The organism is Streptomyces sp. NPDC057623, assembly GCF_042800355.1.
Classification (GTDB): domain Bacteria; phylum Actinomycetota; class Actinomycetes; order Streptomycetales; family Streptomycetaceae; genus Streptomyces.
On the sequence record NZ_JBHVGZ010000003.1, the window covers coordinates 179637 to 194331 of the forward strand.

Below are 14695 nucleotides of genomic sequence, written 5' to 3' on the forward strand. Positions count from 1 at the left end.
AGGGGAACGTCGTTGACGCTGCACAGGTTAGCCAGGCAGGACCGGCGGCGTACGGGGGACGGCAAGTGCGGCAGGACAGGCACGACTTGGTGGCGGCGTTGGTCGGGCGGGTGAAGGAGGCCCTGGCGTCCGGGGACCGGGAGCGCATGTTCGACACCGGGCTCGACCGGTTCGCGGTCAAGGCCCTGCGGCGGGCGAGAAGCAGTTACTCGCTGTGCCGCATGGTCTTCGAGACCATGGCGGTGCTGCATCGGGAACGCTCTCGGGCACTCGACGGCGAAGAGGCCGCCCTCCACCACGATCTGGCGCTGTTGTTCGGGCACTCCCGGTACGCGGCCCAGCCGCTGGCGCTGCTGCGCGAGGCAGACGTGCTGCGCGGCGGACGTCACCGTCCGTCGGCCCGGAGGCGACTCGGCGACCAGCGTCCCTTCACGCAGTACCTGTCCGGCAAGCGCCAACTCGTCGAACTGCGGAGCGGCGAGCCGGGCGACGACGTGCTGCGCGACGCGCACGTGCTGTCCGAGCAGTTGAACGATCCGTATCTGAGGGCCGACGTGGACGACTTCCTGCGCTCGCTGGGCGCGGAGCCCCCGCGGCGTCCCGCGTCGGTTCCCCCGCCGGTGACGCCCGCCTCGCCGAGGGTCCCGGGCGGTTCTTCCGCCACGGAAGGGGCGGCCCGTGCACTGCTGACCCAGGAGGCGCTGGCCCTGCGGGAGGCCCAGCGGCAGGAGGCCGAATTCCACCGCACCAAGGACCCCGACGCCCTGGACGGGGCGATGAAGGCCATGAGCCGAGCGGTCGAGTGCGCCATGCTGACCGGCGCGCGGGCACGCAGCCTGAGCCATGGCATGGAGATCGGGAGGCTGAACGCCACCCGGTTCGGCCATCTCGGCGACTGGGACGACTACGTCCACGCCGTCGCGAGCATGCGCATGGTGATCGGCCAACTGCCGCCCGACGATCCCGCGGTGGTGGGCTGTCTGCTGCAACTCGGCGTCACCCTGGAAGGGGGGCACGAGTACATGTTCGACAAGTACGGGCCCCGCTGCGGCACGGAGAACATCGACGCGGCCGTGGCCGAACTGCGCAGGGCCTGGCGCGCGGTCGAGGCGGGGGTGGCTGCGCCCGACGACGAGGACCTGCCCGGCACGATCCTCACCATGCTCGGCCACAGCCTGCTGCTCCGGGCCCTGGTGCGGGCCGACGCCGACGCGGCGGACCTCGACCTCACCGAGGCACTGGACCTGCTGGACCGGGCCACGGCCCTGCTGGGCGACGGGGGCGACGGCCCCGACCTGCCGCTGACCGGCGGCCGGGGCACCCCCGGACGCGGTCAGGTCGTCAGCCTGCTGCGCATGTACCGGGTGCAGGCCAGGATCCTGCGCGCCATGGCAGACGGAGACGTCGCCGCCCTGGAGGAGCAGATCGTCACGGCGCGCAGGCGTCTGCACACCGCCGGGTCCCCGCCGGCCCGCCCGCAGTGGCAGGTGATGCTGGGCAGCGCCCAGGTCTTCGCGGACATGCTGGCCGGACGGGCCACGGACCCGTCGGTGCCGACGATGCTGAGCCAGGCGGCGCAGGGCGGTACCGGGTCCGAGGGGCCGCAGCGCGCCCTCCGCTACGCCCGTCTCGCCGCAACCGTCGCCCTGCGGCAGCACCAGTGGGCCGAGGCCGCGCACCTGCTCGGCGAGTCGCTGCGGCAGATCCACGCCCAGCGCGCGCACGGCATCCCCGACTCCGCCCGGGTCGCCTGGCTCCAACAGGGCCGTGACTTCGCGAGCGACCTGGTCACCTGCCTGGTCGCGCTGGGCCGTGCGCAGGAGGCCGCGGTGGCCTTCGAGGAACACCGGGCGGTACTGCTGTCGGAAGCACTGGGCCACCGGGCGGACATGGTGGGACTGGACCTGGTCGCCCCGGAGCTCGCCCGTGACCACCGGGCGGCCGTGCGGGAGTTGCGCCGGTTCGAGACCGGCACCGATGCCCACCGTCCCCAGCATCGGGCCGAGCGGCGCCGGTTGCTCGACGCACGGGACCGGACCGCGGAGCGGATCCGGGAAGTCGAGGGCTTCCAGCGGTTCGGGCAGCCGCCCCGGTTCGCCGATCTGGCGACGGGCGCGCACGAAGGGCCCGCGGTCCTGCTGAACACCGGCTCCCTGCGCGGAGACGCCCTGGTCCTCCAGGACGGGGAGGTCTCCGTCGTCCCGCTGCCGCACGCGCGCGCAGACCGGCTGGAAGCGGCGGTGGGCACCCTGCACCGCGCACTGCACGCCGCGGAGCAGGCACGCGCAGGCGGTGACAACACGGCCTACCTGCGGCAGCAGCGGGCCGTCACCGGGGTCCTGGAACAGCTGTGGGACTGGGTGGCGGCACCGGTCTGGGAGCGGATCGGGACCGGTGGAACGGCCGCGGACCCGCCGCGGCGCATCTGGTGGGTGCCGTCCGGGCCGCTGTGGTTCCTGCCGCTGCACACCGCCTCGGCCGCCGGCGGGCCGTCGCTGGCCGACCTGGCGGTGTCGTCGTACGTCCCCACCCTGCGGATGCTGAAGCTGAGCCGACGACGGTCACCGGGCCGGCTGCGCGATCCCCTGGTGGTCAGCGTCCCCCACGCGCCGGGGGCGGCACCGCTGCCGGGCGCGGAGGCGGAGGCCGGGCTGGTGGCGGCTCTCGCGCCCGGCGCGCGCGTGCTGCACGGACCGGCAGCGACCCGCGAGGCCGTGCTCGATGCCCTGGGCAGCCATCCGTGCCTGCACTTCGCGGGGCACGGGATCAACACGTCCGACGGCACGCTCCTGGTGCTCCACGACTCGCAGGAGCACCCCCTCACGGCACAGGACGTACTGGATCAGGACCTGCCCGGAGGCGACCTGGCCTACCTGTCCGCCTGCGAGGCCGCGCAGACCTCGGTGCTGCTGCCCGACGAGGCCACGCACTTCGGCGCGGCCCTGTCCGTGGCCGGATACCGCCATGTGATCGGCACGCTGTGGCGGGTGGACGACGGCGTGGCGGTCGAGGCCGCGCGGCGTTTCTACGGACACCTGACCGAGGCCGACTTCGACCCGGCCCTCGCCCTGCACCGCACGGTACGGGAGCTGCGCGCCGCCTATCCGAGCATGCCGGGACTGTGGGCGGCGCACATCCACATCGGACCGTAGCCGGGGCCCGGAGTGGGTTGGCCGAGATGGGAATGGTTGACATTGAACCCGGAATTGATGGGTGCAGACTGAGGAGACGAATTGATGTCTTCGCGGCATTCGGGGGAATCTTGTTGCGAATCCATTTCACCAGCCGGGATCTGGAGTGCTTACGGATAGCTGACCGGCCGGACCCGCTCTGGGAGATCATCTGTAGTGTCTGCCGACTGCAGACCAGGGAGGGGCCACAGGCCTTCGACCTGTGGCGGCGCCAGGTCCGGGAAGGGCTGCGGCGCGGGGGACCGCCTGGTCAGCCGGTCCGGGCGTTGAGCAGCCTGGTGCCGCACGCCAAGTACTTTCCGGACTTTCTCACGCCGAGCGGCGAGCGGCAGGACCACGCCCTGGAGGACGGAATCGACCGGGTGCTGGCAACGCCGCGCCGCCGGCTGAAACACGAGATCGGGCTCGTGGCGGCGGGCGGCCGCACTCCCTTCGCCGGGCCGGCCCTGGCACGCGGCGAGCGGGAGGTTCTGCTGCTGCTCGGCGGGTTGCTGCGGTCCTACCATGCTGCCTTCGTCGCCCCCGTGTGGGAGGCGATGGAGACGGCGGTACGCGCGGATGTGAGCCGGCGTTCCCAAGCCCTGCTCGCCAGCGGCATCAGCGGCCTGCTGAACACGTTCCGCCCGATGGCACGATGGCGGTCGCCCGTCCTGGAGGCCGACTACCCGGTCGACCGGGACGTGCACCTCGAAGGGCGGGGCCTGCTGCTGATCCCCTCGTACTTCTGCTGGCGCCGCCCGATCACCCTGGTCGACGGCTCGCTGCGACCGGTACTGGTCTACCCGGTGGAGAAGTCGGCACCACTCGTGTCCGCTGCCGGACGGGCCGAACTGTCCAGGCTGCTCGGCCCCACCAGGGCCGCACTGCTCCAGGAGGCGAGCGCGCGTGCCTGGGGCACCACCTCCCAACTGGCCGCGAAGGTCGGTATCTCGCTGCCCAGCGCCAGCCAGCAACTCACGGTGCTCCGCGAGACCGGGCTGCTGTCGAGCCATCGGGACGGCAAGCATGTTCTGCACGCGGCGACACCGCTGGGGCGGCGGCTGCTGGGCGGTCGCTTTGGCTGAGGCCAAAGGATCGTGCGCGGAGGTGACGTCCCGGCGAGGCTGCTGGTGCAGGCGCGGTCGCGGCTGCGGGCAAAGCCACTACGGGGAGGCAACACATGCGTAAGTTCAGGATGGCTCTGGCAGGCGGAACCGCCGCGGTCGCCCTCGGGGCCGGGCTGCTGGCCGGCGCCGGACCGGCCGCGGCAAGCGCGTCCGGGGCGGACGGCGTCCAGGCGGCGGCGACCCGGCACGGCTGTCCCTCCGGGGCGGTGTGCATCTATCCGGGTCCGAGCTGGAACAACGACAAGCCGTCCCACACCTACTGGAGCGCGGGCGTCCACAAGCTCTACGACCAGTACGGCAAGCACCGCGTCTTCAACAACCAGACCGATGGCTGGACCGTGCAGATGTGCACGGGAGGCAACGGAACGGGTTGCGGGGACAAGATGGGGCCGGGCTGGTACATCGACCAGAACCTGACCCCGATCAACTCGATCTACATCAAGCCGTAGCCCCGCGGACCGGGTACGAAGCACCGGGCAAGGGACAGGGCCGGGCCGGGCTCCTCCGCACCGAGGGGCGCGGCCGTCGGGTCAGGATCAGAAACGGGATCAGAAATGCGTGGCGACCCCGAACACCCGCCGCAACTGGGCCATGTCGTGCCGGTCGTGCTCCGTCGGCTCGTACCCCTGGTGGAAGTGGACCTGCTGCTCGGCGGACAGACACGGGACCGGTGTGCCGTCGATCCGGCCCGTCACGAAGGCCGACGCGGGGTAGACGAACGGGCGCGACGGTTCGAGTGAGGCCTGGGTCGCGGAGCCGTCCTCGGCGAAGACCAGGGGGTGGAGGTCGATCTCCCGCTCGTCCGGAGCCGTGACCACGAACCGGACCGGCCGCCAGTCCAGGGTCTCCACGAAGCCCGCGCCCGTGAGTGCCGCCAGCACCGCGGGCTCCTGTTCCTGGCGGTGCATCAGGTCCAGGTCGCCGTGGTCGCGGGTCTGCTCCCCGAGCAGGGCGTCGATGCCCCAGCCGCCGCCGATCCAGACCGCGACCCGCGCCTGCTGGAGCAGGGACAGGACGGACAACACGCCGTCAGCAGTCATCATGCGTGCAGCATTTCACGCTGCTCGGGCCCGTTCGGCGGCCGGCGCGGCAGCGTGGAGACGGGCATCCGCGGCCGCGGAAGGCGCCGCTCAGCGGCGGGGAAAGTCTCCCCGGGCCGTGCGGTACAGGCCGATCCCCAGGAGTGCGGCGGAGCCGGTCCAGGAGAGGAGGTCGGAGGGGAGCGCCGCGGGCCATGCCCACCAGTGGGCCGTCTGCTCCGGGCCGTAGCCGAAGACCGACACGACCAACGCGAGCAGCGTCGGGATCACCGTGGAGGCGTGGTTGCCCAGTGCCGCCCGGCCGATCAGGGCGAGCCCGGTGTAGAGGGCCAGGTTGCGGACGGCCGACTCGGCCGCGAAGGGGTCGGCGCCGCCGAGCCATCCCGCCATGACCGGGGCCGCCACCGCGGCTGTCGCCACCACCACCGCGACGGCGAGCAGGGAGTCGAGGGCGGCGACCCGGCGCAGCGCCGTCCTCTCGATGGGGGTGGGCGTGCCGTAGCACGCGTTCAGGGCGATGGCCGGGGCCAAGGGGGCGAAGAGGATGAACGGCACGTCCGCCGAGGTGGCCCCGCCCAGTTGGGGCAGCGGCAGGCGGCTGTTTCCCAGGGCGAAGGCCGCCGCCCAGAACCCGACCGTGACGAGCGCGAGCAGCGTCAGGCGCCGTGTGTGGATCCACCAGGTCATCGCGGCATGCACCGCGCCTGGACGAGGGTGTCCTGGAACCAGGTCCGCTGGCTGCTCACACTGGTGCCGAGGACCCGTCCGACCGGTGCCCAGGTCCGTGGATCGGTGCTGTCGCGGGCCTCCTGCTGACTCCGGCCGGCCTTTACGGACAGCCAGACGCCGAGCTGGTCCTGGGAGTCGAACGCCCGCTGAGCGGCTGTGGCCGGATCCGCCGGGCAGTGCGCGCGGCTGTCATCGTGCGAGCTGTTGACGAGGTTCACGGTGAGATCGGAGGTGAGGCCGGTCACCAGGTCCTGGTCGGTGAAGGCGGGGTCCTGCCGGACGGTCACCGTCCACTGCCTGGGCCCGGGCCGCTGCCCGCTCTCGGTGACGACATCGGGCGGAGTCACTCCGACGAGACGGAGGCGTTCGACGGCCGTGCTCACGGTGCGGGCCGTTCCGGTCAGCCGGGACGCGTGCTCGGGCCAGACGCACACCCGGGTGCCCCGGGGGTCGGCGCAGACCAGATCGGCGACCGGACGTGCCTCGATCGCGTCGGGGCCGAGTCCGTCCACCAGCCTGACGCCCGCGGACGTGGTGGCCGTGGCGGCGACCAACGCCAGTGCGGCACCCCAGTACGGGACGGACGCGGGCAGGCTCCCCCGCCGGGGGGTACGCCGGGAGAGGGCCGCGGCGGCGACCGCCAGCGCGGCCAGACCGACGGCCACGAGCACGGGTGCCGTGATCGCCCCCGGGTAGACCGCGGAGGTGTTCGAGCAGCAGCCGAAGGCCGGCTGGGTCAGATGGCGCAGCCACAGGGGCTCCAACGCCGGCGGGTACACGTTCCACAGGTAGTCGCCGATCAGGACCACCGGCACGGCGGCCACGGCGGGCAGCCACATGCCGACGGCGTAACCGATGGCGACGTGGGCGCACAGGATGACGCACGCCGCGCCGATGATCCGGACGTCCGGCCGGCCCGGAGCCGACTCCATCTGGAGGCGGGCCACGGCGAGTGCCGCCGCGAGGGCGAGGAAGCCCAGCAGGACGACCGGTGCGAGGGACGCCGCGGCGATCTGCCACCCGTTGCGGGTCGGGGTGCCGTCCCCGACCCTGGCGCGGCGGAGCCTTCCGGCCTCCCAGGCGGCACAGGCCGCGGTGACCGGGGCGATGAAGATCAGAGCGGAGACCGCCTTGGCGGTGGCCGCCGTCCAGTAGCCGTCCAGGTCCCCGGCGACGTAGTCCGAGGTGACGTAGAGGACGACGATGCAGAGCAGCACGGGAGCGGCGGGAACGGCCGCGTTGGCGCGCGGGTGGAGACGGAACATCACCATGCCTCGCCTCCGCCGAGAACCGCCGTGTAGGCGCCGTCCGCGACCCGGCCCGACGCGGTGTCCCGCGGGGCGAGGGCGTAGAACTCCTGGACGGTGCCGGTGAAGCGGACCACCCCGTCGGACAGGACGACGACATGGTCGTAGACCTCGGAGAGGTCCTCCGTCTGGTGGGTGGAGACGACGATGTCGGCACTGTCGGCGAGTTCCTCGACGACCTTGCGGAACGTTCCCCGTTGCGCGGGGTCGAGACCCGCTGTCGGCTCGTCCATCAGGACGAGCCGGGAGGAGTGCACCAGCGTCTGGGCCACGCCGACCCGGCGCAGCTGGCCGCCGGACAGGGCCGAGGCCTGCTGGTCCGCCTTCTTGGCGAGTCCCACGCGTTCGAGCGCCGTCAGGGCTTCGTCCCACGCGTCCCGTCGGGACATGCCCTTGAGCCACCCGGCATAGGCGACCTGTTCCCGGCAGGTCATACCGGGGGCGGGAGTGATGTGCTGGGGCATCCACCCGACCTGGCGCCGGTAGTCCCGCAGTTGGGAACGTACGGCGGGGTCGAGTCCCGCGAAGGAGACGGTGCCGGAGTGTGCCTTGAGGGCGGAGGCGGCGAGCGCCAGCAGCGTGGTCTTGCCCGCGCCGTTGGGCCCGAGCAGCACGGTGCGTCCCGGGGGGAAGGCGAAGCTGAGTCTGTCGAGGACGACCGGGCCCCGACGGTACTGGTAGGTGCAGGTGGCGAACTCAACAGACACAGCCCACGGCCTTCTTACAAGGAATGACGACGTTTCAGTGTGGCGCTTGTGGTGCCGGCGGTGCTCGCGGGCTCAGTAGCGGACCGCGACCGAGTTCACCTTCAGGTAGTAGCCCGACGGGCTGTCCTCGATCTTCGTCACGGTGAAGTGGTAGTCCCCCTTCGGCTGGTCGCCGAAGGCGTGCGAGTCGGAGCTGGCGCAGTGGAAGGTGTAGCGGCCGCGGTTCTCGTCGGGCTGGACGATCGAGGTCTCGCGGGTCAGCTGGAGCTGGGTGTCGTTGACCGCGGGGCCCAGTCCGCCGTTGCTGCAACCGCTGAGCGATATGGACGTGCTGACGCCGTCGTTGTTGTTGTCCGTCCACGTACGGGAGTTGAAGCCCGTGCGCACCCCGTTCATGCTGGAGCTCCAGCTGCCTTCCGCGTGGGCCGGGATCGCCCCGGCGAGCACCGCGGCCGAGGCACATCCCGTGATGGCGGCGATCATCCTCTGTCTACGCATGTCGTGTCCCCTCCGATTTACCTGTGACTGACGTGATCACGCCAGCCTGGTCGAGGTGACGCTACGTCGGACGATCTTGATGTCGGGTGTACGGCAGGAGAATTGATCATGAAGTCCTCGTGCGGTGGCCTCGCGCGCCGTAGCCGTTTCGCTGTGTAAAAGGGTCCACGTGCGTACAACCTTTCCCACGGTCTCGCGAGTCAACAGGGCATGACTCAAGGGCCATCGAGACCGAACTCAAGAGGCGTTTCCGGACGTGCGAGAGCACTCCTGGCGACCGGCGTGGTGGCCGGGGTGTTCATACCGGGTGTCGCGGCCGCCACACCCGCCGTCGCGGCGACCACCCCCACCGTCAGCTGTACGTCCGCCAAGGCCGGCCTCGCCGCCAAGCTGAAGAAGGACATCACCGCCGCCCTGGCCAACCGCAAGGGGACCATCGCGGTCGGCCTCTACGACCGTTCCACCAACACCACCTGCGCCCTGCGTGCCTCCAGCGCCTACGACTCCGCCAGCGTCGTCAAGGTCACGGTGCTGGCCGCGCTGCTGTGGGACGCGAAGAAGCACGACCGGTACCTCACCGACCGTGAGGCGTCCCTCGCCAAGGCCATGATCACCAAGTCGGACAACGCCGCGACCAGCACGCTCTGGAAGCAGCTCGGCCTGACGAAGATCAAGGGCTTCCTCGCCGCCGCCGGCATGACCCAGACCAAGCCCGGCGCGGACGGCTACTGGGGCCTGACCCAGATCACCGTCACCGACGAGCAGAAGCTGCTGAAGCTGATCACCGCCAAGAACGCGATACTCAGCGACAACTCCCGCGCCTACATCCTGAAGCTGATGGGCCAGGTCGTCTCCTCGCAGCGCTGGGGCACCCCGTACGGAGTGCCGTCCGGCGTCACGGTGGCCGTCAAGAACGGCTGGCTGCAACGCGCCACCCAGGGCTGGCGGGTGCACAGCGTCGGCGCCTTCAAGGGCGGCGGCCACGACTACGTGATCACGGTGCTCACCCATGGCAACAGCACCATGAACTACGGCATCACGACCATTCAGGGTGTCGCCAAGGTCATCCACAGGGACCTGGCCGCGAGCTGACGCGGACAGCGCTCCTCGACGGCGATCATTAAGAACGTTATCCGTGCGGCCTACCCGGCGTCACCCACCCCTCCTACGGTGACGCCCATGCGCAAGAGAACCGCACGTATCGTGCTCGCCACATTCACCGCCGGGCTGGCGGCGGCCGCCTGTCTGACCGCCGTCGGCCCGGCGAACGCCCGGGAGGGCACCACGAACGCCCGGGACGGCCACACCTGTTCGCCGTCCGTCTCCATCGACGGCTTCTCCGACGCGCTCGACGGGACGACGTTCCAGGGGGCCTATGTCGGCAACCTCTCCGCCCTCGCCGTCGACCGCGACGGCTCGCTCGCCGGCCTCTCCGACGAGTCCTTCCTCTTCGACCTGGACGCGAGGACGCTCGGGCCCGAGTCCGTCCTCCGGCTCGCCGACGAAAGCGGCGCCGAGATCGACTCCGAGGGCCTGGTGATCGACCGCGACGGCACCCGTCTGATCACCTCGGAGGTCGATCCCTCCATCCGTCGCTACTCCGCCGACGGCAGGATCCTCGACCGCCTCCCCGTCCCGGACGCCCTGCGTGTCGCTCCCGCGGGCCGTGCCCAGCACAACGGCACCTTCGAGGGACTGACCATGTTCCCCGGCGGCCACACCCTGCTGGCCTCCATGGAGTACGCGCTGTCCGGCGACAGCCCGGACATCAACCGCTTCCAGACCTGGCGCCGGCACAAGGGCCACTTCGTGCTCGGCGCCCAGTACGCCTACCGCACCGACGCCGGCCTCGGCGTCCCCGAGGTCCAGGCGACCCCCGACGGCCGCCTCCTCGTCCTGGAACGCGGCTTCACCGCAGGCGTCGGCAACACGGTCCGCCTCTACCTGGCCGACCCGCGCCGCGCCACGGACACCAGCGGTGTCGAGGACCTCACCGGTCAGGACGGCGGCGTACGGCTGATCAAGAAGACGCTCCTCGCCGACATCGTGAACTGCCCGTCACTGGGAGCGACCGCTGAGCAGCCCCAGCCGAACCCGCTCCTCGACAACATCGAGGGCATGGCGATCACGGGGTACTCGAAGGGGCGCCTGAAGGTGCTGCTGGTGAGCGACGACAACCAGAGGCCGACGCAGACGACGCGGTTCTACCAGCTGCGCGTACGGATCTGAGCGCGCCGCCCCCGTTTGTTGCGGCGGGATGAAATCGACGCTCGTCGGCGTTGGTGCCTTCCGGCAGATCAGGACGAACGGAGGGCACCGGCGTGGCAGCGCATCAGGGGGAGACCAAGGGCTGGGCGCGCAGACTGGCCGGGTATGCGTGGCGTTACCGCAGGGACGTCGTCCTGGCCCTGGGGTCCTCCCTCGCGGGCATGGCCGTCATGGCCGTCGTCCCGCTGATCACCAAGGTGATCATCGACGACGTGATCGGCGACCACACCCGCTCCATGGCGGTCTGGGCGGGCCTGCTGATCGCCGCCGCCCTCGTCGTCTACGTCCTCACCTACATCCGCCGCTACTACGGCGGCCGCCTCGCCCTCGACGTCCAGCACGACCTGCGGACCGACATGTTCGAGACGATCACGCGGCTCGACGGACGACGACAGGACGAGCTGTCCACCGGGCAGGTCGTCGGGCGGGCCACCAGTGACCTCCAGCTGATCCAGGGCCTGCTCTTCATGCTCCCGATGACCATCGGGAACTTCGCGCTCTTCGTCATATCCCTGGTCGTCATGGCGTGGCTGTCGCCGCCGCTCACCCTGGTCGCCCTCGCGGTCGCCCCCGCCCTGTGGTGGATCGCCAAGCGCAGCCGGACCAGGCTGCACCCCTCCACCTGGTACGCCCAGGCCCAGGCCGCCGCCGTCGCGGGCGTCGTCGACGGGGCCGTCAGCGGCGTACGCGTGGTGAAGGGGTTCGGGCAGGAGGAGCAGGAGACCGGGAAGCTCAGGGACGTCAGCCGTCGCCTCTTCGCGGGGCGCCTGCGCACCATCCGGTTCAACTCCAGGTACACCCCGGCGCTGCAGGCCGTCCCGGCGCTCGGGCAGGTCGCCATGCTCGCGGTCGGCGGCTGGCTGGCGGTGCGCGGGCACATCACGCTGGGCACGTTCGTCGCCTTCTCGACCTACCTCGCCCAGCTCGTCGGCCCGGTGCGCATGCTCGCCATGGTCCTCACGGTGGGGCAGCAGGCCCGGGCGGGCACCGAGCGCGTCCTTGAGCTGATCGACACCGAGCCCTCGATCGAGGACGGCACCAGGACGCTGCCCGCCGACGCGCCCGCGACCGTCGAGTTCGACGACGTGTCCTTCGGGTACGACGGCCCCTCCGGGACGACCGCGCCCGTCCTCGACGGGCTCAGCTTCGAGATCCGCCCCGGCGAGACCCTCGCCGTGGTCGGCTCCTCCGGCTCCGGCAAGTCCACCGTCTCCCTCCTCCTCCCGCGCTTCTACGACGTCACCCGCGGCGCCGTCCTCGTCGGCGGCCACGACGTCCGCGAACTGACCCAGGACTCGCTGCGCGCCGCGATCGGGCTGGTGCCCGAGGACTCCTTCCTCTTCTCGGACACGGTCCGCAACAACATCGCGTACGGCCGCCCCGACGCGACCGACGAGCAGATCGAGGCCGCCGCCCGCTCCGCCCAGGCGGACCGTTTCATCGCCGAGCTGCCCGACGGCTACGAGACCACGGTCGGCGAGCACGGCCTCACCCTCTCCGGCGGCCAGCGCCAGCGCATCGCGCTCGCCCGAGCGATCCTCACCGACCCCCGGCTCCTCGTCCTCGACGACGCGACCTCGGCGGTCGACGCCCGCGTCGAGCACGAGATCCACGCGGCGCTGAAGCAGGTCATGCGGGGCCGGACCACGCTGCTGATCGCCCACCGGCGCTCCACCCTCGGCCTCGCCGACCGCATCGCCGTCCTCGACGCCGGCCGCCTCGCCGACATCGGCACCCACGAGGAACTCCAGCGGCGGTCCGCCCTCTACCGCCGGCTGCTCACCGACCCCGACGAACTCGGCGGTGTCTCACCCGGCCACGCCCAGCCCGCCTGCCCCCGCGAGGACACCTCCGTACGGGACGAGCTGGACGCCGAGTTCGACGCCGAACGCGGGGTGACCCCGCGGCTGTGGACCGGCGACCGCGAGCCCAAGGACCTGGCGCTGACGGAGTCCCCGGCCACCCCCGAGCTGCTCGCCCAGGTGGAGGCGCTGCCTCCGGCGGCCGACACCCCCGACATCGACGAGGCCGGCGCGGTGCGCCCGGAGGAGTCGTACGGACTGAAACGGCTGCTCCGCGGCTTCGGGCCGCCGCTCCTGATCAGCCTCGGCCTCGTCGCCATGGACGCGGGCATGGGCCTCCTGCTGCCCGTCCTGATCCGGCACGGCATCGACTCGGGCGTCACACAGGTCGCGCTCGGCGCGGTCTGGGCGGCGTCCCTCCTGGCCCTGCTCGCCGTCACCGTCCAGTGGGTGGCCCAGATCGGCGAGACGCGGATGACCGGGCGCACCGGCGAGCGCGTCCTGTACTCCCTGCGTCTGAAGATCTTCGCCCAGCTCCAGCGGCTCGGACTCGACTACTACGAGCGGGAACTGACCGGCCGGATCATGACCCGGATGACGACGGACGTCGACGCGCTGTCGACGTTCCTCCAGACGGGCCTGGTCACCGCCTTCGTCTCCGTCGTCACCTTCTTCGGCATCATGGTCGCCCTGCTGGTGCTCGACATCCAGCTCGCGCTCGTCGTCTTCGCGACCCTGCCGCCGCTGATCGTCGGGACCTTCTTCTTCCGCCGGGCGAGCGTGAGGGCCTACGAACTCGCCCGTGAGCGGGTGTCGTCGGTCAACGCCGATCTCCAGGAGTCGGTGTCGGGGCTGCGGATCGTGCAGGCGTTCCGGCGCGAGCGGGACGGCGGCGCGCGGTTCGCCGAGCGCAGCGACAGCTACCGTCAGGCCCGTATCCGCGGCCAGTGGCTGATCTCGATCTACTTCCCCTTCGTGCAGTTCCTGTCGTCGGGAGCCGCGGCGGCGGTCCTGATCGTGGGCGGCGCCCGGATCGAGGCCGCGACGCTGACGACCGGCGCGCTGGTGGCGTACCTGCTCTACATCGACCTGTTCTTCGCCCCGGTCCAGCAGCTCTCCCAGGTCTTCGACGGCTACCAGCAGGCCACGGTCTCGCTCGGCCGCATCCAGGAACTCCTCCAGGAGCCGACCTCGACGAAGGCGGCCGAGGAGCCGCTGGAGGTGCTGTCCCTGCGGGGCGAGGTGGCGTTCGAGGACGTGCACTTCAAGTACGGCGACGATGAGGAGGCCCTGACCGGGATCGACCTGCGCATACCCGCCGGGCAGACGGTCGCCTTCGTCGGCGAGACGGGCGCGGGCAAGTCGACCCTGGTCAAGCTGGTGGCACGCTTCTACGACCCGACCGGCGGCCGGGTGATGGTCGACGGCACGGACCTGCGCGCCCTGGACATCACGTCGTACCGCCATCGCCTCGGGGTCGTCCCGCAGGAGGCGTACCTGTTCCAGGGCACCGTCCGCGACGCCATCGCCTACGGCCGGCCGAACGCCACCGACGCCGACGTGGAGGCGGCGGCTCGCGCGGTCGGCGCCCACGAGATGATCGCCACCCTCGACGGCGGCTACCTCCACGAGGTCGCCGAGCGCGGCCGCAACCTCTCCGCCGGGCAGCGCCAGCTGATGGCCCTGGCCCGCGCCGAGCTGGTCGACCCCGACGTCCTGCTCCTCGACGAGGCCACGGCCGCCCTCGACCTGGCCACGGAGGCCCAGGTCAACCAGGCGACGGACCGGCTCGCGGGCCGCCGTACGACACTCGTCGTCGCCCACCGCCTGACCACGGCGGCCCGCGCCGACCGGGTCGTGCTGATGGACCACGGACGGGTCGCCGAGGACGGCACCCACGAGGAGCTGCTGGCCCTGGGCGGCCGGTACGCCGAGCTGTGGCGGACCTTCCTCGGCCAGGCAGCTGAGTCCACGGTGGGGGTGCGTGTTTCTGACTGATTGATTCCGGGCGCTGGTCCGTCGGTTGAAGGTGACGCGACACTGGTCA

General features: G+C 71.5%; 11 protein-coding genes. 6 read left to right on the top strand and 5 right to left on the bottom strand.

Annotated elements, in window-relative coordinates; all coding sequences use genetic code 11:
- Positions 1-65 precede the first annotated feature (65 nt).
- The 3 genes from ACFU95_RS05090 (at position 66) to ACFU95_RS05100 (ending at position 4746) form a co-directional block, all read left to right on the top strand.
- Positions 66-3152, top strand: coding sequence for a CHAT domain-containing protein (locus tag ACFU95_RS05090; RefSeq protein WP_383821850.1), 3087 nt, complete (start codon positions 66-68; stop codon positions 3150-3152).
- A 305-nt stretch (positions 3153-3457) separates the two neighbouring features.
- Positions 3458-4255, top strand: a complete 798-nt coding sequence (locus ACFU95_RS05095; protein ID WP_383821853.1) for a DUF5937 family protein — start codon at positions 3458-3460, stop codon at positions 4253-4255.
- Between the two features lie 95 nt (positions 4256-4350).
- Positions 4351-4746, top strand: coding sequence for a hypothetical protein (locus tag ACFU95_RS05100; RefSeq protein ID WP_383821856.1), 396 nt, complete (start codon positions 4351-4353; stop codon positions 4744-4746).
- A 99-nt stretch (positions 4747-4845) separates the two neighbouring features.
- On the opposite strand, the gene ACFU95_RS05105 is transcribed toward ACFU95_RS05100, so the two are convergent.
- The 5 genes from ACFU95_RS05105 to ACFU95_RS05125 form a co-directional block, all read right to left on the bottom strand.
- Entirely contained in the window at positions 4846-5340 is a 495-nt protein-coding gene (locus ACFU95_RS05105) for a nucleotidyltransferase domain-containing protein (protein WP_383821858.1), read from the bottom strand.
- An 87-nt stretch (positions 5341-5427) separates the two neighbouring features.
- Positions 5428-6024: a hypothetical protein gene (locus ACFU95_RS05110; protein ID WP_383821861.1), complete on the bottom strand. Its 597-nt coding sequence runs from the start codon at positions 6022-6024 to the stop codon at positions 5428-5430.
- Positions 6021-7337 carry a hypothetical protein gene (locus ACFU95_RS05115; protein WP_383821864.1) on the bottom strand — a complete coding sequence of 439 codons (1317 nt, stop codon included), beginning with the start codon at positions 7335-7337 and terminating at the stop codon, positions 6021-6023. Before ACFU95_RS05115 ends, ACFU95_RS05110 begins: the two co-directional genes overlap by 4 nt.
- Positions 7331-8080, bottom strand: coding sequence for an ATP-binding cassette domain-containing protein (locus ACFU95_RS05120; protein ID WP_383821867.1), 750 nt, complete (start codon positions 8078-8080; stop codon positions 7331-7333). The genes ACFU95_RS05115 and ACFU95_RS05120 overlap by 7 nt, the downstream gene beginning before the upstream one ends.
- Positions 8081-8152: 72 nt before the next feature.
- On the bottom strand, positions 8153-8578 hold the full coding sequence (locus ACFU95_RS05125; protein WP_383821870.1) for a hypothetical protein: 426 nt from the start codon (positions 8576-8578) through the stop codon (positions 8153-8155).
- A 210-nt stretch (positions 8579-8788) separates the two neighbouring features.
- On the opposite strand from ACFU95_RS05125, the gene ACFU95_RS05130 reads away from it, so the two are divergent.
- From ACFU95_RS05130 to ACFU95_RS05140, 3 genes are all read left to right on the top strand, one after another.
- A complete protein-coding gene (locus tag ACFU95_RS05130) occupies positions 8789-9670 on the top strand; it encodes a serine hydrolase (RefSeq protein ID WP_383821873.1) in 882 nt (293 codons plus the stop codon).
- 87 nt (positions 9671-9757) lie between these two features.
- The gene (locus ACFU95_RS05135) at positions 9758-10807 is read left to right on the top strand and encodes an esterase-like activity of phytase family protein (protein ID WP_383821876.1); all 1050 of its coding nucleotides are present in this window, start codon (positions 9758-9760) and stop codon (positions 10805-10807) included.
- A 92-nt stretch (positions 10808-10899) separates the two neighbouring features.
- Positions 10900-14646: an ABC transporter ATP-binding protein gene (locus ACFU95_RS05140; protein WP_383821879.1), complete on the top strand. Its 3747-nt coding sequence runs from the start codon at positions 10900-10902 to the stop codon at positions 14644-14646.
- The last annotated feature ends 49 nt before the right edge of the window (positions 14647-14695 follow it).

Coding starts and splice junctions, on each gene's coding strand:
- ACFU95_RS05125 (WP_383821870.1), bottom strand. CDS start 8,578: ATGCGTAGACAGAGGATGATCGCCGCCATCACGGGATGTGCCTCGGCC.
- ACFU95_RS05100 (WP_383821856.1), top strand. CDS start 4,351: ATGCGTAAGTTCAGGATGGCTCTGGCAGGCGGAACCGCCGCGGTCGCC.
- ACFU95_RS05115 (WP_383821864.1), bottom strand. CDS start 7,337: ATGGTGATGTTCCGTCTCCACCCGCGCGCCAACGCGGCCGTTCCCGCC.
- ACFU95_RS05110 (WP_383821861.1), bottom strand. CDS start 6,024: ATGACCTGGTGGATCCACACACGGCGCCTGACGCTGCTCGCGCTCGTC.
- ACFU95_RS05135 (WP_383821876.1), top strand. CDS start 9,758: ATGCGCAAGAGAACCGCACGTATCGTGCTCGCCACATTCACCGCCGGG.
- ACFU95_RS05130 (WP_383821873.1), top strand. CDS start 8,789: ATGACTCAAGGGCCATCGAGACCGAACTCAAGAGGCGTTTCCGGACGT.
- ACFU95_RS05105 (WP_383821858.1), bottom strand. CDS start 5,340: ATGATGACTGCTGACGGCGTGTTGTCCGTCCTGTCCCTGCTCCAGCAG.